The organism is Ammoniphilus sp. CFH 90114 (assembly GCF_004123195.1).
Lineage (GTDB): Bacteria > Bacillota > Bacilli > Aneurinibacillales > RAOX-1 > YIM-78166.
Window position 1 is genome coordinate 1 of sequence record NZ_SDLI01000011.1, and the last position, 18,223, is coordinate 18,223.

The following is an 18,223-nucleotide window of genomic DNA, read 5'->3' on the forward strand; positions in this document are numbered from 1 at the left end:
AAGTATAGTGCGCTGCCAAGCGCACTAAAAGCAGCCCCCAATGGAGCTGCTCAACATCCTTAATATGTGAAAGTGTATAAAACTTCGTCTGCTACCATGAGAAGTGATTCAATCCCATAGTCCAGGTAAGGGTAGTACCTCTCGTCCTGATCGACGATGTAGGTCATGGTTAGTGGAGCATAAACAGGTGTGTAATTCATTGCAAACCCTCCCTTTTATAGTAGTTCTGTGTTCGTGTCCCTATTATACTTAAAGTTCGAATCGTCGGGCAAATGAAATAATCTCCAGCTATCAGGTATTCGTCCAACCCTTGGGTCCCCCTTTTTCATATGATGATATAGGAGAATGAGAGTCTCCTAATCCATATGGAAGGGAAGTATGCTGCGATGTTTTGGCTCGTCTGGATCATCGTAAGTTTATTAGCTTGGTGGGGAATTGATCAGTGGATCGATAGTAATACAGGTTTTGGAAGTTGGTGGGCCTCATTAATCATGTCATTGGTCGGAGCTTGGTTAGGTGACACCTTACTAGGAAGTCTATTTTTCGTTCTAGGAGGGTTCAACGTAATCGGGGGGCTTGCTGGGGGAGTATTATTTACTTGGCTTTGGAATAAAGCGAAAGCAAAGGTCTAGAAGAGTAAGGGAGCATTCCCTTACTCTTTAATATGTTGGTCTAATAAGAAAACGCTAGCTTTCTAGACATAAACTTAGTCGTCTCTTTTTCTTTCTGGCACATGCCTAACGGAACCTTCTTATCTCCCACTAGAGTATAGCCAGAATGGAAGATAACACCAGTGTTTCCTTCACTATGTATCTTTTTGCAGTGAAGACAATAATACATCTCGCCATCCCACCCCTGCCTTTTTTTCCCACATTCATCATTTTAGGACAAATGGACAGAGATTTCCACAACTTCCGTTCGTCAAATTCAGTCAATTATTGAAGATCCGACAAATTTAACCTTACTTGGTCAAAGTTGCTATATCCTTGATAATTTCCTCATAAGGGGTATCGTGTGAGCCGCTGTATCGCTTAAGGATTACGCCATCTTGATTCACGAGGTAAAAGGACGTTCCATGGGTTACCTGGTCGGATGCTGACGTTTTTTGTACGGTGGTTTTGAAGTTCTCCAGAGCAAACTTTTCAATTTCCGCTTGGGTATATCCCGTTAAGAAGTGCCAGTTAGAGAAATCAGCCTGAAATTTCCCGCCATACTCCTTCAGCACTTCTGGACGGTCCACTTCGGGATCCACACTAAAGGAAACAAGCTGGGCATTCAGCCCTTGTTCTTTCAAATCTCGCTGAATTAACGACATATTCGCTGTCATCGGCGGACACACCGTCGTGCAATTCGTAAAAATAAAGCTTGCCAGCCATACCTGCCCCTTTAAATCAGACAGTCCGACAGGCTGCTCATCTTGATTGATAAAGGTAAAGTCTTGCATTTCCCACTGCAGGTCACCGACTTGAGGCTTTCCACATGCCGTGATCATGACTAACAACGTCAAAACGAATAATAACCATCTTGGCTTGAACATATCGACTCCTTCTTCTATTAAAGATAAAATGACAGATATCTTAATTATAAGCGATGATCTCCTAGAATACGAATTTATAAGATAAGAGAGCATGTCTACATTTGTCTAAATATTCTTTGTTTTACATTGAAATAATTATGGTAAAATATTGGTAGGACAAGCTATACCATTCCATTCTTACGAAGGTGGTGTACGAGTGAGATTCATTACCGCGGAACAGATGAAACTTTATGATTTTGAGCGTGGCTATTGCTCGATTGTGACTTATTATAAGGTATTCGGTATCACCATCCGGAAAAAGACGATTAAATGGAGTCTTAGAAGTGTCGTTTAATCAAGGAAGAGGCTGTCTCTTCGACAGCCCCTACAGTCAACACCTTACTCAATCATGAGCCACTCCGCTAACACCCATACCGCTGCGAAGGACAAGGCCTGCGCGGGAGCCCTCACCTCTCTCCTCGATACAAGTTCGATTTCATAAGGAACGACCTGTTCCCTTTTCGATCCCATGGGCGTTAACTCTTTTCCATTCAGCTTGATTCTAATGGTATTTGACATGAATTCCTCCCTTCTTTCCTCCCTATTACTTATGATGTCGTTGATTGTCTCTAGACCTTTCTTTAAGAAAACTTATACCTTAGTTCAACTAGGATTGTGTTATGATAATGATAAATATTTAACTATTGTAAGGTGACCAGATGAACCAAGCCTTGTATGTTCAACAATCAAAAGATAGATGTAAGTTAATGGGGATCGATCCCACTCCTATACCACAGTTTACAAGCAAGCTGTCGGCCGAAGAATTGAGAGAGCGGAGATCAACATATGCCGAAATTCTAGCGGTTATCCGACCTTTTGCGGAGAAATTCATTGATTCTATGAAGGGTACTCCCCTCGTTTTTTTAGTTAATGATGATCAGGGATATGTCTTAGACATCTTGGGAGACGAAACCATTCAACAAGCATTGGATCAACTAAACTTTCACATTGGCGTTCAATTCCAGGAGCCAGTGAATGGAACAAATGCAGTAAATCTAGCCCTTGACCACGATATCCCCATAGGTTTAGTAGGGCCTGATCACTATTATCATTCTATGTCCCAATCGGCTTGTTATTGTTCTCCTTTTCATTCGATGGACGATCAAAAAATTCTCGGTTGCGTAGGGATCATGACATCGACTGATTTTGCTAACCCTTTTATTTTAACCTTGCTAACTACCGTTGTTGACTCTATTGAACGGGAACTCTTACTTCTGAAGCAGAACAAAAAGCTGTACACCATCAACCAATTTATGATGGATACATCCCGTAGTGGCATTATCCTGACAGATTCACAGGGACAGATCACGGATTTCAATATTTTTGCAGAAAAATTAACAGGTATCTCCTTTGAGCAAGCCTATGGTCTTCCGGTGTTTAACATTGAACCTATTGGCCCTTATTTTCTCGATTGTATCAACAATAGAACGAAATACGAAGACATCGAATTAACCTTCACCAATACAGCTGATGAGAAGCATATTTGTCTTTTTGACATCATGCCGGTATACGACAAACATGACAACCTAACGGGTACCTTTTGTCACTTTCGTGATATTACAGAATTTAAGCGAGCAGAAGAAATGATGCGAAACTCAGAGAAGCTCTCCGTCGTGGGTCAGTTAGCTGCCGGTGTGGCCCATGAGATCCGCAATCCCTTGACGACCCTTCGGGGCTTTGTACAGTTCTTTCATTCTGACATCAAGGCTCCTTATGCTGAACTTATGATTTCCGAATTGGACAGGATTAATTTTATCGTAAGCGAGTTTCTTTTATTGGCCAAGCCTCAGTCTGTCCTGTTTCGCCGAAGCAATTTGGAAAAAATACTTAGTGAAACCTGCAATTTATTTCAGACCCAGGCCATCATGCATAACACGACGATTCAGTTTATACAAGATGATTCGCCTTTATGGATTGAATGTGATGAAAATCAACTGAAACAAGTCTTCATTAATATCTTGAAGAATAGTCTAGAAGCCATGCCTTCGGGTGGGAATATTCAGGTGATAGTAGAAAGAATAGAGTCAGAGAAAGTGTCTATTGTCCTCATAGATGAAGGCCAGGGCATGTCTCCATCCACCATCTCTAGGATTAGTGAACCCTTCTATACAACGAAGGAGAATGGAACAGGACTTGGCTTGATGGTTAGTAAAAAGATTATTGAAAGCCACCATGGGCAACTCTTTATTGATAGTGAAGTAGGCAAGGGGACAAGAATAGAAATTGTGTTGCCGATGAACTCCTCATTTGATTTAGAGGACATAGAATCCGTTATTTAACCCCAAAAGCCTTAAAATGGGGTTTAGTCGGACACTGAATCCGCTAATGGCTAAAAAACAGAGGAAAAGAGCCCTATTTATTAACAATAAAGGAACTCATGTCCACTTCCTCTCCATCCAAGCTGTTTTTACCTATTTAACGAACCTCATGTCCGCAATGGAAAAGGTAGAGAAACCCATTCGTCTCTCTACCTTTTCCTTCAGGTGAACGTCATTGTCTTACTTCATCATAGGACAAGACGCCATCATTTGCTGGCATTCTTCTTTTACAACAGGGCAGGATGGATTGGCATTCGACTCCGCAAATACCATCGTACCCACTGCTAAGGCAAGAATAAACGTAGTAGCAGCAACTTTTTTCAACATCGTATCACCTCCTTTCGTAAGGTGTATTAATCAACATATGTATAACACATGTATTTGTGTTAAGAAAAGTTGATAGGCCCCTATCAACTATTTCTTCTGTATATTTCTTACTTCAGATAAAGACTCCGTCATGAGCTTAAAACCTTGATACACTTGCTGTTGCTCCCCTTGGCTTAAGGGTTCTAGCAAGGCTTCATAAAATTCAATCGATTGTTCCCTCACTCGGTTCAATGTCTTGTGACCTTTCTCCGTCAGGGAAACAAGGACTTCCCGGCGATTGCCCTCATTCAACTCTCTTGAAACAAATCCACCCTTAACCATTCCATCCACTAACCGGCTTACGGTGCTTTTCTCTAGTAAAAGCAGCTCAGCTAGATCCCCAACGGTCAAAGTCCTGTGTTCTAGTTCCTGTAGGCAAAATACTTGGGATGGCGATAACTGATATCCACATGGGGTTACATTTTGGTTAAGCAGTCCAAATAGGCGAATAAACTTCTGTACGGTTAGACGAAGCTCTTCAATCTCATCACGTTCCATTTCATTCACCACCTACTATTTACCAACTGTTGCATTATGCATTTATTGTATAGAACATCTAGTTGTTTGTCAACTTTGGAGCTGCAAATGAGTCCCTAGACATTGGTAGGTCATGAGACCTAGGCTGAAAAAAGGTAAAGTAAATGGAATTTCTCCAACTATAATAGGAAAAAGGAATATCTAAGAGCTGTTTCGAACCATTAGTGGGAGTTTTTCCATCTACGGTGTTCTCCTCAAGCTCATTTTAATAAATAAGTGGACATTTTCCCACTACTACAAGAAACGGGGCCGCAGTGAAATATTCTCCCACTAAGGCCCCTTCACTTCACCCTTGCTCCTTCTTCAACCTCTCCATCTCCTGCGAAACCACAAATGCCAGCTCTTCATTCCCAAACATCGACAGCACATTCAACACCGTTTGATCAGGGATCTCCCCTGCCTCTTCCTTCGGTACGGTTAACTCGACCATCTGGCTTAGCATCGGGTTGGCCACTTGGTGTGGGTAAGCTTTTTTATAGACTTCCTGTGGGTCAAGACCCTGATTGACACACCATTGAGCAAAGACGAGAATCATCATACCTTCATCTCGTTGGTACTGACTGACGATCTTTTCTTCCAACTCTTTTTTCATGTCTATGTACTCTCCTTCATTTTTTTCAAAAAAATGTATACTGTTTAACTGCATCTTGAATTAAATGATTATATAATAGAACGAGGTGCAAGTACCATTCTTTTTATTTCCAATCTCTTAAAGGAGGCAACACTTATGGCACAAGAACAACAGATTACTTTAAACGACCTACAAGCATACTTACAGGGAGAAAAATTGGTATTCCTCTCTACCGTAGATGCCGAGACGAACACCCCTAGCGTTTCCGCCATCTCTTGGGTGAAAATGTATGATGAGAATTCTATCCGTTTCTCTATTTCTAGCAATTCTAGAATCGTGGATAACCTAAAATCGAATCCGCGCGTGACACTTGCTCTTATCGGACTGGAGAGTGTTTACTCCGTCATTGGGGAGTGCAACATCATCGAAGAGAAGATGGAAGGAATCGCAATGCGACTCGCGAAGATTGAGCTTAAAGTAGAAAACATCTTCAACAGCATGTTCTGGGGTGCCAAAATCGTACAAGAGCCTCTTTATGAAAAAACTTATGACTTGGAAAAAGCGAAAAAGCTAGACGAAGAAGTGTACGCGCTTCTAATGAAGTAATATAAAGAAAAGGGTCAGATCTGACAGGAGCAGATCTGACCCTTTTTCCATTTAGCGCTTTTTCCCGCTTAACCGCAATTCCAAGCGATTGACGAGGTACGTGAAGATTAAGACCAATACGAGATAATATAACCCAACAACCAAGTACGTGTTCAACTGCTGGAAGTTGGAGGCGGCTTCACTTAAGCCGGTTCCCCATAATTCGGCCATCCCCACATAGGCGACCAAGGAGGAATCCTTCAATCCAATGATAAACTGATTTCCCAGTGGTGGAATGGAGCGTCGGAACGCTTGCGGCAAGACGACTCTTCTCATCGCCAGGGGATACGACATCCCCAGTGAGCGTGCCGCTTCCATTTGCCCGCGATCAATGGACTGAATGGTGCCTCGGAAGATTTCAGCGATATAAGCTCCATTATGAATGGCCAGGGCTAAAGCCCCTGCCCAGAATTGGGAGAGCGTCACCACGGACGCAATCCCAAAATAAAGGATAGCAATTTGGACAATCAGCGGTGTTCCCCGAATCACCGCAATATAGGCATGAGCGATCCCGTTTAAGATCTTATTCTCTGAAATTCGGAAAAACGCAAACACCAGGCCGATGACGCTTCCGATCACAAGAGACGTAAGAGTAAGTTGTATCGTGAGCCATGCCGCTTTAAAGAAAACAGGGTAGGTCGAGAGAAGGATATCGATCATTGACCCAAGATGCTGCGACCAAACCACTTTTCACTAATTTGGTCGTAGGTGCCATCCTTGACGATTTCATCTAAAGCCTGGTTGAGTTTTTTCAAGAGCTCTTCATCTTCTTTACGAACTGCGATTGCTTGATCATCGTGAGTAAGTGGCTCGCCAACGTCCTTAATTTTAACTGCCCCTTCCTTAATCACACGGAACCCTACCATCTGATCTGTGATGACGGCGTCAAGGCGACCGGTAGGAAGATCCATTAAAGCTGTTAAATCACTATCGTACTCTACAATTTTATCCGTATATGTCACAGCAAGATCCTTGTAGGTACTGGCCTTTACAACCCCGATTGTCTTGCCTTTTAGATCATCTGCACTCTTCAGATCTTGATTGGTCTCGCTTACAAAAATTTGAGCTCCAGAGCGGTAATATGGATTCGTGAAGTTCACGGTTTTCAAACGCTCTTCCGTTACCGTCATACTTCCGATGATGGCATGATACTTATTGGATACTAGACCTTGAATTAACGTTTCCCATGGGTTCGTTACGGGAACAGGCTTCATTCCCATCTTCTCTGCCAGTGCTTGCCCAATTTCCACATCAAAACCCGTCAACTCTCCACCCTCTTTAAAATTAAAGGGCTTATACAACCCGCTCATCGCATACTGAAACTCTTGTTGGGATGGATCGGATGAATTCGTTTTTTCAGAAGAACCACAACCTGATAACACCAACGATCCTAAAAGCACGGTAGATAAAATCCCTGCAAACCATTTCTTTTTCATCTTTATGTATCCCCCTTTTATAAAATATTGCTTAAAAACTGCTTCGCTCGATCATTCTTGGGCTGACGGAAGAATTCCTCCGGTGACGCTTCTTCTAGAATCTGTCCGTCTCCCATAAAGATCACACGATCCGCAACCTCACGAGCGAATCCCATCTCGTGTGTGACGACAATCATCGTCATGCCTTCCTTGGCCAGTTGCTTCATCACTTGAAGAACTTCACCAACCAACTCGGGATCAAGCGCAGACGTCGGTTCATCGAAGAGCATGATCTTCGGCGACATCGCAAGTGCTCGAGCAATCGCCACTCTTTGCTTTTGCCCCCCAGAAAGCATGTCCGGATAGACATCCGCCTTATCTTTTAGACCCACCTTTTCTAAAAGAGGGTAAGCGACCTTTAGTGCCTGCTCCTTGGTCATCTTTTTGACGTATTGCGGAGCCTCAATCACATTCTCCAAGACGGTCCGGTGTGGAAACAGATTGAAATGTTGAAACACCATCCCTACCTCTTCCCGCACTTTGTTTAAGTTCGTTTTGGCCGGATCGATCGATTCCCCTCTAAGCCAAATCTCGCCCGCATTAGGCATCTCTAAAAAATTGAGGCAACGTAGTAAAGTACTTTTTCCAGAACCACTCGCTCCGAGAAGGACGACGACCTCCTTTTCCTTCACTTCCAGATCAACCCCGTGGAGAACCGTAAGGTCTCCAAAAGACTTGACAAGGCTCCTCACCTTAATCATACGAATCTCCCCCCTTCTAGCTTTTTTTATTTTTTTGGAACTGTTTTGCATATTTCAAATCATAATATGTTTAACAATTGGTTACTATTCTACAAAATTAAGTAAAATGGTCAAGAAACTTTATACACCGTGTATAAAAAAAGACCCATCCATTGGATGAGTCTTTCTACATTATTTACAGCTACACCGCATCTTCCATTTGGACATTCCCTTTATTCTTCTGCTGTTGATTCGGCGTTAGCTTGACAATGCTAAAACCAATCCAAGCAAAAATAATAGAGATAATAGGAACAGCAAAGTTAAGAATCGCGTAAGGAGCATATTCTAGGGTTGAAACAGAGAGCGTTCCCGCTATAAATACACCACAGGTGTTCCAGGGTACGAATACCGAGGTGATGGTTCCACCGTCCTCAAGGGCACGTGATAAGTTCTTCGGATGAAGGTTGCGGTCTTGATAGGCCTTGGCATACATACGAGAAGGCACAATGATAGAGAGATATTGATCTGCTGAAACAATATTGGTAAAGAAGGAGGTTCCCACAGTAGAAGAGACAAGTCCCTTTTCTGATCTAACAAGACTTAGAATCTTACGCACGATAGACTCTAGCATTCCCGTATTCTCAAGAATTCCAGCAAATACAGCTGAAACGAGAACGAGAGAAATGGTATACATAATATTATCGATGCCGCCGCGATTAAGCAGACTATCTACCATCTCATTTCCGGATTCAATACTGTAGCCGCCTTGCAATGTGGTGATGGCATCAGCCGTGACTCCACCCTGCACAAAGATATGAGCCAGTACTCCCATGATTACACCCGCGATCAGGGCAGGCAATGCCGGCACCTTTCTCCCTACCATCACAATTACGATGACCGGAACAAGAAGCAGCCAAGGCGAAATCGTGAAGTTTTCCTGTAGCGTTTGAAGAACACTCTCTACGTCACCTGCGGTGACCGAATCGGAGGAGAATTGTCTTCCCATGTACCAGAATGCGCCTAAAGCAATGAGCAAACCAGGAATCGTAGTATACAGCATGTGCTTGATATGATCAAATAAGTCCGAACCAGAGAGTCCAGCTGCTAAGAGAGTCGTATCTGAAAGAGGCGACATCTTATCTCCGAAGTACGCACCAGAAATGACCGCTCCCGCCACCATCGGAGCCGGAATTCCCATACTGATTCCGATCCCCATTCCCGCTACACCTATGGTTCCCATCGTCGACCAGGAACTTCCTATCGCTAGAGAAACGACGGCACAAATCAATGTAATCGCTACCAAGAAATAGGTAGGAGATAAGATCTTTAATCCATAAAACGTCATCGTAGCGATTATGCCTCCGCCAATCCAAGATCCGATAATCATTCCAACTGTGATAAGAATAACAATAGCCGGCAGGACTAAGCGGATTCCCTGGTACATCCCCTCTTCAATATCCTTCCAAACATACCCCACCCGCCAGGCAATAAACGCAGCGACGATACTGCCGAAGATCAACGGCACATGTGGGCTTCCCTCAAACACGACAATCGTGATGGCCATCCCCATAATCATGGCCAATAGTGGAACTATGGCTAAGCCAAACGAGATTTCTTTCTTTTTCGAGTTGTCCAATCAAATTCCCCCTTATGATAAGATTCAGTATTTTCAATTAAACTATTTGCAAAAATGATGCCAACCCCAAAAATCACCTTAACACCCATTTAGTGGCATAGAATCTTCCATTTTAAGCAAAAACTTTTGCATGCCAATCTTTTTGGCTGCCAAAAAACTTACTGCCCCAATGCGCCGCGTTAACGGGACTTTTTACCGTTATTTTCAGTTTTGAGGTCAAACTGGTTCAAATAAGGGAATAAGTTTCCGCCATCTCTTAATGAAAACGTTTCCAATTTGTTTCAAAAGAAAATAACGGTAAATTCTCCTCCTATTTCATCGAAAAAACTATGTTTTCTCGAAATAGACGAAGTTTTTACCGTTAATCATTCCAGTTAGAATTCCCTGTACACCATAAGTAGACTTTAGCTAGTAAATGTCTTCTAGAATACCCTGTAAGGGGTATAAACCCTGCAGCCCACTTCCCGTATATCTTGCCATTTCCTTAGGCTGGCTTGGATTCGTAATATCCTACCCAACTAGCTGTACTTATAACAACCTCCAACCCGCTACTACAACCACTCCCCCAACCATCGCCCAGAAAGGCTGACGGGTCTTCCAACCCATGAAGGCAGCACCTGCTGCTCCAAAAAGATAAGCCGGATCCCACGTTTGACCTGACTCAGGGATTAACAAAGGGGGAATGGCAAGCGAAGCAAACACTCCCAATGGAGCATAGGATAGAGCGCGATGGATGCGGGGCGAAAGGCCAGAGCGAGCTCCGAAGAGTAAAAAAGGGGCGCGAGTGAGGTAAGTGACTAACCCCATTCCTAGTATCATCCAGAAAAATTCGCTACTCATCTAACCATCCCCCATACACAATCGCCGTAAACGTCCCGAAGAACACCGCTGCTATCGGCCCCCATTGGTATTGAGCCACGGTACTAACGATTCCAACCAAGACCAGGCAGCCCCATTTCGTTCGAGTCGTAAGTTGCAGCATTAGAAGACCGATGAAGGTGGCCAAGAAGGCAAAATCAAGCCCAATGGCCTGAGTATCAAAAGTAAAGTGCCCGATCGTAGCTCCCGTCATGACACTGAATTGCCATAACGAGTAGTCCATCGTGGCCGAGCCTAGAAAATAATTGGCATCCCCGCCATGCCGACTGAACCGGTGAATGTTCACCCCATACGTTTCATCAGAAAGACTGACCGATCCAACCCACAATTTCCCTTTGCTTTGCCCTTTCAGATAGGGCCCAAGAGACAAACCATAAATAATATGTCTCGCATTAATCAGCAACGTGGACAGGATGACCGGCCAGCCGAAAATCCCTTGTTTAATCAGACCAAGCGCTGCAAATTGAGAGGACGCCCCGTTCACCATCATCGATAAAGCTACCGTTTCGGTCCAAGACAACCCCATTTGCCGGGCAATCACCGCATAGACGATCCCATCGAAAAATCCACTGGCTACAATCGGGAACGTATCCCACATCCCTTGTATAAAGGGTCGTTCTCTTTTCTCCGCAAGAGTCGTAGCTTCCATCTTCATCTTCCGATAGGCTTAACCCACAGATTCATATCCTCCAGTTTGTCAAAGATGTTGCAGTTCTTCGTTAATCTTCCCGTATACTCATACCCCAGTTGATGAAACACCGCATTCATCCCAAACGACAGAGCCCGTGCCAAAGAATAATGACAGTAAATATGCCTGCTGATCAACTCTTCCTCCAACGCGTGGATGAGGATCTTCATCAACCCATGCTTTCGGTGTTCCGGCAACGTCGCGCAGTCCGTCATTTCCGCATTGTTATACGCCGAGTTGATCTCCGCGGAGGCAGCCGCTACAATTTGTCCCCCGCACTCAATCACTTGAAAAACCGTACCTTCTTCCATCATCTTCTGAACATAATCCGGCTGATCCATTGGTGTTGGATAGATCGGAAAAACGATTCGATACAAATCCGCCAGTTTTTTGGCATCCATTTTTTCTGCTAATCGAATAGAATAACCGTCTGGAAGCACAGGAATCTTCGAGGCTGAATCCATCTGCCCTACTTGGTGCAAAATCTCATCTTCTTCCATCCAGTACTCACTCGTCCGACGTTCATCCGTAAAATACAAGGCCAAACTGTAAGCATCACTGCCATTAAAGTAGCCTTTAAATACCCCTTCGATCATATACCCGCGAGAGAGCAGAGCCCCGACATCCTCCCAGCGTGTCTTAATAAACACCTTCGAGCAGCTATGCTCTTTCGCCAATTCACGAACCCGATCCGCCGCCGAGAGAGCGCTCCCACGAAAATCATCCACCCGTAATCTCTCATTGGCAAAATCCAAATAAACCTCCATGGTAAAATCCGGTCCTGTCTCTGTTCGGCTTACATACGGTATCTCTAGCATGACCCAAAATCCCTCCTCTTCTCTATTCTAACAGGAAAAAATAACCGGAGAGTCTCCGGTTATTTTTACGTTCACGATTTAAGGGGGGCAGTTGGTCTAACAGAAATAACCGGAGTTTTTCCTGTTATTTCACCTTTCACCCCAAAAAGGAGGAAGATAAGGGGAGTTTTTCCGGCTATTAGAGGTAGCAGCCTACTTCTAGCCTCATTTTGAGCAAATAAAGGAAATTTCCCCTGCTATTTTCGCCCAAATTCCCCTATTCTTAAAAATAACCGGAATTCCTCCTGTTAACTACTCCCCAACACCCCTCCGCCACCTATTTCAAAGAAAATATATTCTTCAATGGAGCCTTCAACAATTCATCATACGTAAATTGGTCTGGATACTCTGATAGGTCACTCATATACAAAGCATCTTCCACTTTTTGATTCACCGCATCGGCCAAGTAAGATCCACAGGAGGGGCAGGAGAGAGCCGGCACCTGCAGGATCTGCACCGATCTCCTTCCGTCTGGCATCACCCAGTAGCAATCCTTCAGGGATTCTTGAGCGGTTGGTTTTTCACACCAAAGACATTCCATTGTTGCCACCTCCTTGAATTAAGATTTTGCTTTAATTAATTTCGCCTTCATTTCATCACGCTTATCGCGACGGTCCTTCAAGGAAGCGTGATCTTCTGCCTCTTTATAAGCTTCACGCTTATTCATACGGCGCAGTCCTTCTGGCACCAAGTTGAACTTCTCATCATTGAGCAACGCGGAGATTCCCACCGATTCCGGTCTCTCTGTAATACCGAAAGCCTCATTAAAGTACTCATCTGCACGTCCAGCTACGTAGTTCTTTGGCTCTGGATAGGAAGTGATCACTCCTTCAAAGTTACGCAATACGACTTTTTCCGCACTTTGAGAGATTAAGTAGTTTGGTGATAAAGCAATCTTTCCACCACCGCCTGGTGCATCGACAACAAACGTTGGTACGGCATAGCCGGATGTATGACCGCGCAATCCTTCAATGATTTCTAATCCCTTCGCTACTGGCGCACGGAAGTGTCCGATTCCTTCAGACAAGTCACATTGGTAGATGTAGTAAGGTCTTACGCGAGCTTTTACCAGGTCATGCATTAATTTCTTCATGATATGAACGCTGTCATTAATTCCAGCTAGGATAACCGCTTGGTTACCAATCGGTACTCCGGCAAAGGAAAGCATATCGCAGGCCTTCTTCGCTTCTTCGGTTAGCTCTAAAGAGTGATTAAAGTGAGTATTCAACCAAATCGGATGATACTTCTTCAAAATGTTGCACAGATCTTCTGTAATACGTTGCGGGAATACCACCGGTGCACGAGTTCCGATGCGGATGATTTCCACATGCGGGATCGCACGAAGGTTCTTTAATATATATTCTAAAATGGTATCGTTAATGAGTAGCCCGTCTCCACCAGAGATCAAAACGTCGCGAATTTCTGGCGTATTGCGGATATATTCGATCGCTGCATCCAATTGCTTCTTCGGTACACCCATTCCCACCTGGCCAGAGAAGCGACGGCGAGTACAGTAACGGCAGTACATCGAGCATTGGTTGGTGACAAGGAACAAGACACGGTCAGGATAACGGTGAGTCAACCCTGGAACCGGAGAATCTTCATCTTCGTGAAGAGGATCTTCTAAGTCGTATTTCGTTTTAAGGATTTCTGCAGACAAAGGTACGGACTGCAAACGGATCGGACAGCGTGGATCATCTGGATTCATAAGAGAAGCATAGTAAGGTGTAATATTTAATGGAATTGTCTGGGTCGAGATGCGCACCCCTTCTTCTTCCTCAGGTGTCAGGTTCACAACCTTCTTCAAGTCGTCTAGTGTACGGATCGTATTCGTTAACTGCCACAGCCAGTCATTCCATTGCTCATCCGTAACATCCTTCCAAAGCTCAACCTCACGGAAATGACGACGTGTACCAGGTGCTTGCTTACCCGCTTTTAAATCTTTTTCCAATAGACTCATGTATATTTCCCCCTTACGTTATCTTGTTGCCTATTATTAACGCAAGGATCGTGCCAACGGTATTTTCCCTTTAAAACAGTAAAAAAGAGGGGTTTCCCCCTCTTTTTTCGCCTTTGGCGCAAAATATACGGCAATGTTTAGAATCTTTTGCAGCCATATTTTCGGCACTAGCTTACATTATTCAATTAAACTTAACTACGCGGTGAAAAAGTCCCTTGCAAGGCAATAATAAAATTCAACCCCAAGTAGGGTTGACGATTGTTATGCGGAATACTATTCCCCGTAGAACGGATAGCACTTCCATTCATAGGAACATGGGCACCAGAACCGTAGGCATCCCTGCCATTTCGCCCCTTTACTTCTGTCCAGACCCTGCCTGTTGGATCCGAGTTTGTATCCGTTTTATCCCCCACTCGCACTTGATGAGAATGCTCTGGCATTTCCGAAATCGTAAGGGCGACCGTTGCTTCTCCTCCCTGTTTACCCAAATCATATGCTGATAATCCCTGCCCTTGGCCAGCTCCAATAGGAACACGTCCCTGCAAATTTGGCAAGGCAAAGGTTGTTTTTCCATCTCCTCCGTACATGGTCCCTAATAATGAAAAAAGAGCCGTGTTCTGAGCCAGTGGAAGGATTTGTCCATTACAGAACGCCCAACCCTTCGGTGGAAAATTCCCGGCAAATATGCGTATTTCAGCAAGAAATGCATCCGACATCATCATTACCCCCTAGCTTCTAATTGTAACTTGGAAAAATCCCTTGTATCGCTATACAATAGTTAACGACCCTATAAGGCTGACGATTCTCATGAGGATGACCACCGCCAACTGAAGTAATCGCACTTGGGTGCAAACCTATGAGACTATTTGTTCCATAGGCTTCCACATCTGTATTGGCCCAAATAAGCCCTTCAGGATTCCTCGAAGTAGCCAACATAGAACTAGCGGCCACACTATGGGTATGACTGGGCATTTCACTCATGTTTAGCGTGTGATATTCAGAACCGCCACGTTCACCAAGATAAAGATTGGTGCTTGTATGTACGGGTACACGACCGCGAAGGTCAGGTAAGCCAAAAGTCGTTCTACCATCCCCGCCATAAGTGACCCCTAATAAAGCAAACAAGGCTTGATTTTGGTTAATCGGCATCAGCTGACCATTACATTGCGCCCAGCCCTTTGGTGCAAAATGAAATGAAAAGATCCGAATTTCCCCTATGAAAGGTTCCATAATGTCCTCCTTTTCAATTTTTAAGTCTGACTCGGAAAGATTCCGAATAATGAAATGATGTAATTTATCGCTAAGTACGGCATCAAATTGTTATGAGGTTGGTTTCCACCTGTTCTTCCTAAACATTCATTAGCCATCCTAGCATTCGGGTTAACATGATTACCGTAAGGTTGTAGGTTCGATTTTGCCCAGACTGCATGTTGAGGGCTACTTGTCGTAGCTTCAAGTGTGGAAGCTTGGGGAATATGGTGATGAGCGGGGATCTGGTTCACAGTCAAGGTTACTTTCTCCACGCCGCCCATTTCTCCAAGAATATACTTATTCCCAGCTGATAGCTGCCCCATATGAACCGGTGCTCGTCCTCGAAGATCTGGTAAAGCAAACGTATTTACTCCATCCCCCCCGTAGATTGTTCCTATGAGCGAAAATAACATGTCATTTTCCCAAATAGACAGTAACTGACCATGACAAAACATCCACCCTGCAGGTGCAAAATTCCCAGCAAACATACGTATTTCTCCAACATACGGTTCAACCATAAGGAACCTCCACTATCATGAATTGTTTTATGAGCCCAAAGCCTAGTTCTGCTCGATCAGTCGATTAAACACGGCTTCATATTCATATTGATCTTCTTTTTTTTCAACCGGGACAATAAATAGTTCAACAACACCGAGTTCCGGATGTTGAAAAGAGTAAAGCTGTTGTGGCAAAAACACTTCTAGAGGTCCTGAAAAAAGCAAAGAAAAGCTCTCATAGATTGAATCTATGGATGCGATTCTCACGTCATGAAGTATCATCTCAACAGCAGTATCATCTAATTCTAAATAATAGGTCGATCCAACCGACTTTTGGAACTTTTCGAGTGGGATAAAATTTAACATACATCTTCCCCCTTCAATTGTTATTTATCTATTTCCTAGTCCCACTATTTTCATATTATGGTAGAATGGTACTAACTAAAAACGAGGTTTTTGCATATTAAATATTTTCATAATAATCCTATAATAAACCAAATTGGATTATTTCGTAACTCTTTTTGCTAGAATACGGCTTCTGAAATCTTTTAAGGAGTGAGTTCATAATGAAGGAGAACAAACAGGTCTCAAGAAGGAAATTCTTAACTTATCTTGGCGCCGGAGCTGCAAGCTTAGCCCTATCACCCGGGAGTTTTGGGCTTTCAATAGAAAGGGCAAACGCTTATACTCTTCCCGAAAACCTCTTTAAACATCAGACTAGTAAATTATCCAGTTCTTTCCATTCTATTCTAGCAACGAATCAAGATCAATTGGTCGTACCCCAATCCATACAATTCGATGTTGTGGCTGCCTATGGTGACGTGATCAATAGCAATGGAGATACATACGGGTTTAACAATGGTTATACATGTTTTTTTCCTATCGAAGGTTCCTCGAACCATGGCCTTCTCTGGGTAAGTCATGAATCAACAAACTCCCTTTGGGTAGAGGGCCAAAAAGAATTTGGCCATTATTCACTTGAACAAAAAAATAAGTTACTTTATAACCAAGGTGGTTCCATCATTGAAGTATACCGCAATCAAGAGGGAGCTTGGAAAATGGATAAAACCTCTCCTTATGCTAGGCGTATTACGGGTTTGGACGCTTTTCAACTCACAGGACCCGCTAGAGGAGCAAGAGGGGTTCATGGGGGCAGTCGTGTTCAAGGGACGTTTGCCGGTGGGGCTGGTGGCAAAACCTTGTGGAATACGGTATTGTCCTGTGAAAAAAATATAGAGGCTACCTGCCAGGCTAATGGATTCGATGCAACGCATTACGGCTGGATCGTCGAGATCGATCCTTTTAATCTTCAAGCCGAACCTGTTAAGCATACCGCTCTGGGTCGAATTCACCATAGCTTCGCCGCCATGGATTTAACCAAAGACCAACGAATCGTGGTGTACATGGGTGACGATACCGCTCATTCTTGTCTATTTAAGTTTATTAGTAAAGGAAAATACGATAAGTCAAGAGGCAAGGATAATAAAGAGCTTTTGACGGACGGAACGTTACTAGCAGCTAATCTAGAAGAAGGCAAATGGATCGAGTTAACGATTGAAGATGTTAAAAAGGTTCTAAACGATCATCAGTATACTCCTCCAGCCTCCATTGGTAAAACGAGAACAGAGCTCATTCAACAATTTAATGAACAAGCCGACATCCTTATCTACGCCCATGAGGCTGCACTCCTTCTTGGAGCCACAGCCACAGATCGTCTTATCGATGTAACGATCCATCCTAAGGATCGATCGATTTTTATTGCACATGCTCACAACTTTGATCATGGTAATCTCCATGGTCAGATTGCGATGCTGGTTGAGAAAAATGCCGACTTAGGAGCCCGCGAGTTTGAGTTCGAGCAAATCGTTACAGGTGGAAAACAAGCTGGTTTTAGCTCTCCTAGCAATCTCGTTTTTGATAGCAAAGGAAACCTTTGGATTACGACAACGATCCCTTCTGACAGATTAAATAAAGGGATGCATGCCAGCTTTAAAAATAATGGATTATTTGTCATCACCAACAAAAAGGAAAATCTTTATACCGGCACTCAATTCGCTTCAGCGCCTGTCGAAGCTGAGTTAAATGGCTTAACCTTTTCTCCGAATGAACAGACTTTATTTTTGACGATTCAGCATCCTGGTGAGCTCTCCAAAAGCACCTCTCAACCTACAAGTATGTGGCCGCATCGGATGGGCGACAACATGCCTCGTCCCGCATTGGTCGCGTTACGAGGATTTTAAGCAAGCATGATAAAAGCCATTTCTCTCTTGTTGAGAAATGGCTTTTA

24 protein-coding genes are annotated in these 18,223 nt (G+C 43.7%); 5 read left to right on the forward strand and 19 right to left on the reverse strand.

Annotated features, from left to right (window positions below; all coding sequences use genetic code 11):
• Positions 1-59 precede the first annotated feature (59 nt).
• Entirely contained in the window at positions 60-200 is a 141-nt protein-coding gene (locus EIZ39_RS26795; protein ID WP_164985206.1) for a hypothetical protein, read from the reverse strand.
• A 165-nt stretch (positions 201-365) separates the two neighbouring features.
• On the opposite strand from EIZ39_RS26795, the gene EIZ39_RS20450 reads away from it, so the two are divergent.
• A complete protein-coding gene (locus EIZ39_RS20450) occupies positions 366-632 on the forward strand; it encodes a hypothetical protein (RefSeq protein ID WP_129202315.1) in 267 nt (88 codons plus the stop codon).
• Positions 633-961: 329 nt separating this feature from the next.
• On the opposite strand, the gene EIZ39_RS20455 is transcribed toward EIZ39_RS20450, so the two are convergent.
• Complete coding sequence (locus EIZ39_RS20455; RefSeq protein ID WP_129202317.1) at positions 962-1,537, reverse strand: SCO family protein; 576 nt, start codon at positions 1,535-1,537, stop codon at positions 962-964.
• 196 nt (positions 1,538-1,733) lie between these two features.
• Between EIZ39_RS20455 and EIZ39_RS26805 the strand changes: the two genes are divergently transcribed.
• Positions 1,734-1,871 carry a hypothetical protein gene (locus EIZ39_RS26805; protein ID WP_164985208.1) on the forward strand — a complete coding sequence of 46 codons (138 nt, stop codon included), beginning with the start codon at positions 1,734-1,736 and terminating at the stop codon, positions 1,869-1,871.
• Between the two features lie 44 nt (positions 1,872-1,915).
• On the opposite strand, the gene EIZ39_RS20460 is transcribed toward EIZ39_RS26805, so the two are convergent.
• Positions 1,916-2,095 carry a hypothetical protein gene (locus tag EIZ39_RS20460; RefSeq protein ID WP_129202319.1) on the reverse strand — a complete coding sequence of 60 codons (180 nt, stop codon included), beginning with the start codon at positions 2,093-2,095 and terminating at the stop codon, positions 1,916-1,918.
• Between the two features lie 140 nt (positions 2,096-2,235).
• Here EIZ39_RS20460 and EIZ39_RS20465 point away from each other — a divergent pair, with 140 nt between their 5' ends.
• On the forward strand, positions 2,236-3,855 hold the full coding sequence (locus EIZ39_RS20465; protein ID WP_129202321.1) for an ATP-binding protein: 1,620 nt from the start codon (positions 2,236-2,238) through the stop codon (positions 3,853-3,855).
• A gap of 219 nt (positions 3,856-4,074) precedes the next feature.
• Here the strand turns inward: EIZ39_RS20465 and EIZ39_RS26810 are convergent, their stop codons facing one another.
• The 3 genes from EIZ39_RS26810 to EIZ39_RS20475 form a co-directional block, all read right to left on the reverse strand.
• Positions 4,075-4,221: a hypothetical protein gene (locus EIZ39_RS26810; RefSeq protein ID WP_164985209.1), complete on the reverse strand. Its 147-nt coding sequence runs from the start codon at positions 4,219-4,221 to the stop codon at positions 4,075-4,077.
• 87 nt (positions 4,222-4,308) lie between these two features.
• A complete protein-coding gene (locus EIZ39_RS20470) occupies positions 4,309-4,758 on the reverse strand; it encodes a MarR family winged helix-turn-helix transcriptional regulator (protein WP_129202323.1) in 450 nt (149 codons plus the stop codon).
• A 325-nt stretch (positions 4,759-5,083) separates the two neighbouring features.
• The gene (locus EIZ39_RS20475; RefSeq protein WP_129202325.1) at positions 5,084-5,389 is read right to left on the reverse strand and encodes a hypothetical protein; all 306 of its coding nucleotides are present in this window, start codon (positions 5,387-5,389) and stop codon (positions 5,084-5,086) included.
• Positions 5,390-5,524: 135 nt separating this feature from the next.
• On the opposite strand from EIZ39_RS20475, the gene EIZ39_RS20480 reads away from it, so the two are divergent.
• A complete protein-coding gene (locus EIZ39_RS20480) occupies positions 5,525-5,974 on the forward strand; it encodes a pyridoxamine 5'-phosphate oxidase family protein (protein WP_129202327.1) in 450 nt (149 codons plus the stop codon).
• 51 nt (positions 5,975-6,025) lie between these two features.
• Here the strand turns inward: EIZ39_RS20480 and EIZ39_RS20485 are convergent, their stop codons facing one another.
• The 13 genes from EIZ39_RS20485 to EIZ39_RS20545 form a co-directional block, all read right to left on the reverse strand.
• The gene (locus EIZ39_RS20485) at positions 6,026-6,673 is read right to left on the reverse strand and encodes an amino acid ABC transporter permease (protein ID WP_129202329.1); all 648 of its coding nucleotides are present in this window, start codon (positions 6,671-6,673) and stop codon (positions 6,026-6,028) included.
• The gene (locus EIZ39_RS20490; RefSeq protein WP_129202331.1) at positions 6,670-7,449 is read right to left on the reverse strand and encodes an ABC transporter substrate-binding protein; all 780 of its coding nucleotides are present in this window, start codon (positions 7,447-7,449) and stop codon (positions 6,670-6,672) included. Before EIZ39_RS20490 ends, EIZ39_RS20485 begins: the two co-directional genes overlap by 4 nt.
• A gap of 17 nt (positions 7,450-7,466) precedes the next feature.
• Complete coding sequence (locus EIZ39_RS20495) at positions 7,467-8,189, reverse strand: amino acid ABC transporter ATP-binding protein (protein ID WP_129202333.1); 723 nt, start codon at positions 8,187-8,189, stop codon at positions 7,467-7,469.
• A 181-nt stretch (positions 8,190-8,370) separates the two neighbouring features.
• Positions 8,371-9,804, reverse strand: coding sequence for a Na+/H+ antiporter NhaC (gene nhaC / locus EIZ39_RS20500; RefSeq protein WP_255434015.1), 1,434 nt, complete (start codon positions 9,802-9,804; stop codon positions 8,371-8,373).
• A 528-nt stretch (positions 9,805-10,332) separates the two neighbouring features.
• The gene (locus tag EIZ39_RS20505) at positions 10,333-10,644 is read right to left on the reverse strand and encodes an AzlD domain-containing protein (protein ID WP_129202335.1); all 312 of its coding nucleotides are present in this window, start codon (positions 10,642-10,644) and stop codon (positions 10,333-10,335) included.
• Positions 10,637-11,332, reverse strand: coding sequence for an AzlC family ABC transporter permease (locus tag EIZ39_RS20510; RefSeq protein ID WP_164985210.1), 696 nt, complete (start codon positions 11,330-11,332; stop codon positions 10,637-10,639). Before EIZ39_RS20510 ends, EIZ39_RS20505 begins: the two co-directional genes overlap by 8 nt.
• A 2-nt stretch (positions 11,333-11,334) precedes the next feature.
• On the reverse strand, positions 11,335-12,189 hold the full coding sequence (gene ablB / locus EIZ39_RS20515; RefSeq protein ID WP_129202339.1) for a putative beta-lysine N-acetyltransferase: 855 nt from the start codon (positions 12,187-12,189) through the stop codon (positions 11,335-11,337).
• Positions 12,190-12,505: 316 nt separating this feature from the next.
• Positions 12,506-12,769 (reverse strand): YokU family protein, encoded by a 264-nt coding sequence (locus EIZ39_RS20520; protein ID WP_129202341.1) that lies wholly within the window; start codon positions 12,767-12,769, stop codon positions 12,506-12,508.
• 18 nt (positions 12,770-12,787) lie between these two features.
• Positions 12,788-14,188, reverse strand: a complete 1,401-nt coding sequence (kamA, locus tag EIZ39_RS20525; RefSeq protein ID WP_129202343.1) for a lysine 2,3-aminomutase — start codon at positions 14,186-14,188, stop codon at positions 12,788-12,790.
• A gap of 191 nt (positions 14,189-14,379) precedes the next feature.
• Positions 14,380-14,904 carry a phage tail protein gene (locus EIZ39_RS20530; protein ID WP_129202597.1) on the reverse strand — a complete coding sequence of 175 codons (525 nt, stop codon included), beginning with the start codon at positions 14,902-14,904 and terminating at the stop codon, positions 14,380-14,382.
• A 19-nt stretch (positions 14,905-14,923) separates the two neighbouring features.
• Positions 14,924-15,418, reverse strand: coding sequence for a phage tail protein (locus tag EIZ39_RS20535; RefSeq protein ID WP_205668605.1), 495 nt, complete (start codon positions 15,416-15,418; stop codon positions 14,924-14,926).
• A gap of 20 nt (positions 15,419-15,438) precedes the next feature.
• A complete protein-coding gene (locus tag EIZ39_RS20540; protein WP_129202347.1) occupies positions 15,439-15,957 on the reverse strand; it encodes a phage tail protein in 519 nt (172 codons plus the stop codon).
• Positions 15,958-15,999: 42 nt separating this feature from the next.
• A complete protein-coding gene (locus EIZ39_RS20545; protein WP_129202349.1) occupies positions 16,000-16,302 on the reverse strand; it encodes a DUF6916 family protein in 303 nt (100 codons plus the stop codon).
• Positions 16,303-16,502: 200 nt separating this feature from the next.
• Here EIZ39_RS20545 and EIZ39_RS20550 point away from each other — a divergent pair, with 200 nt between their 5' ends.
• Positions 16,503-18,176: a PhoX family protein gene (locus EIZ39_RS20550; protein ID WP_129202351.1), complete on the forward strand. Its 1,674-nt coding sequence runs from the start codon at positions 16,503-16,505 to the stop codon at positions 18,174-18,176.
• The last annotated feature ends 47 nt before the right edge of the window (positions 18,177-18,223 follow it).

What these genes read in the sequence shown, in the direction of transcription:
- EIZ39_RS26795 (WP_164985206.1), bottom strand. Translation starts at nt 200, where the DNA reads ATGAATTACACACCTGTTTATGCTCCACTAACCATGACCTACATCGTC.
- EIZ39_RS20450 (WP_129202315.1), top strand. Translation starts at nt 366, where the DNA reads ATGGAAGGGAAGTATGCTGCGATGTTTTGGCTCGTCTGGATCATCGTA.
- EIZ39_RS20455 (WP_129202317.1), bottom strand. Translation starts at nt 1,537, where the DNA reads ATGTTCAAGCCAAGATGGTTATTATTCGTTTTGACGTTGTTAGTCATG.
- EIZ39_RS20460 (WP_129202319.1), bottom strand. Translation starts at nt 2,095, where the DNA reads ATGTCAAATACCATTAGAATCAAGCTGAATGGAAAAGAGTTAACGCCC.
- EIZ39_RS20465 (WP_129202321.1), top strand. Translation starts at nt 2,236, where the DNA reads ATGAACCAAGCCTTGTATGTTCAACAATCAAAAGATAGATGTAAGTTA.
- EIZ39_RS26810 (WP_164985209.1), bottom strand. Translation starts at nt 4,221, where the DNA reads ATGTTGAAAAAAGTTGCTGCTACTACGTTTATTCTTGCCTTAGCAGTG.
- EIZ39_RS20470 (WP_129202323.1), bottom strand. Translation starts at nt 4,758, where the DNA reads ATGGAACGTGATGAGATTGAAGAGCTTCGTCTAACCGTACAGAAGTTT.
- EIZ39_RS20475 (WP_129202325.1), bottom strand. Translation starts at nt 5,389, where the DNA reads ATGAAAAAAGAGTTGGAAGAAAAGATCGTCAGTCAGTACCAACGAGAT.
- EIZ39_RS20480 (WP_129202327.1), top strand. Translation starts at nt 5,525, where the DNA reads ATGGCACAAGAACAACAGATTACTTTAAACGACCTACAAGCATACTTA.
- EIZ39_RS20485 (WP_129202329.1), bottom strand. Translation starts at nt 6,673, where the DNA reads ATGATCGATATCCTTCTCTCGACCTACCCTGTTTTCTTTAAAGCGGCA.
- EIZ39_RS20490 (WP_129202331.1), bottom strand. Translation starts at nt 7,449, where the DNA reads ATGAAAAAGAAATGGTTTGCAGGGATTTTATCTACCGTGCTTTTAGGA.
- EIZ39_RS20495 (WP_129202333.1), bottom strand. Translation starts at nt 8,189, where the DNA reads ATGATTAAGGTGAGGAGCCTTGTCAAGTCTTTTGGAGACCTTACGGTT.
- EIZ39_RS20505 (WP_129202335.1), bottom strand. Translation starts at nt 10,644, where the DNA reads ATGAGTAGCGAATTTTTCTGGATGATACTAGGAATGGGGTTAGTCACT.
- EIZ39_RS20510 (WP_164985210.1), bottom strand. Translation starts at nt 11,332, where the DNA reads ATGGAAGCTACGACTCTTGCGGAGAAAAGAGAACGACCCTTTATACAA.
- ablB (WP_129202339.1), bottom strand. Translation starts at nt 12,189, where the DNA reads ATGCTAGAGATACCGTATGTAAGCCGAACAGAGACAGGACCGGATTTT.
- EIZ39_RS20520 (WP_129202341.1), bottom strand. Translation starts at nt 12,769, where the DNA reads ATGGAATGTCTTTGGTGTGAAAAACCAACCGCTCAAGAATCCCTGAAG.
- kamA (WP_129202343.1), bottom strand. Translation starts at nt 14,188, where the DNA reads ATGAGTCTATTGGAAAAAGATTTAAAAGCGGGTAAGCAAGCACCTGGT.
- EIZ39_RS20530 (WP_129202597.1), bottom strand. Translation starts at nt 14,904, where the DNA reads ATGTCGGATGCATTTCTTGCTGAAATACGCATATTTGCCGGGAATTTT.
- EIZ39_RS20535 (WP_205668605.1), bottom strand. Translation starts at nt 15,418, where the DNA reads ATGGAACCTTTCATAGGGGAAATTCGGATCTTTTCATTTCATTTTGCA.
- EIZ39_RS20540 (WP_129202347.1), bottom strand. Translation starts at nt 15,957, where the DNA reads ATGGTTGAACCGTATGTTGGAGAAATACGTATGTTTGCTGGGAATTTT.
- EIZ39_RS20545 (WP_129202349.1), bottom strand. Translation starts at nt 16,302, where the DNA reads ATGTTAAATTTTATCCCACTCGAAAAGTTCCAAAAGTCGGTTGGATCG.
- EIZ39_RS20550 (WP_129202351.1), top strand. Translation starts at nt 16,503, where the DNA reads ATGAAGGAGAACAAACAGGTCTCAAGAAGGAAATTCTTAACTTATCTT.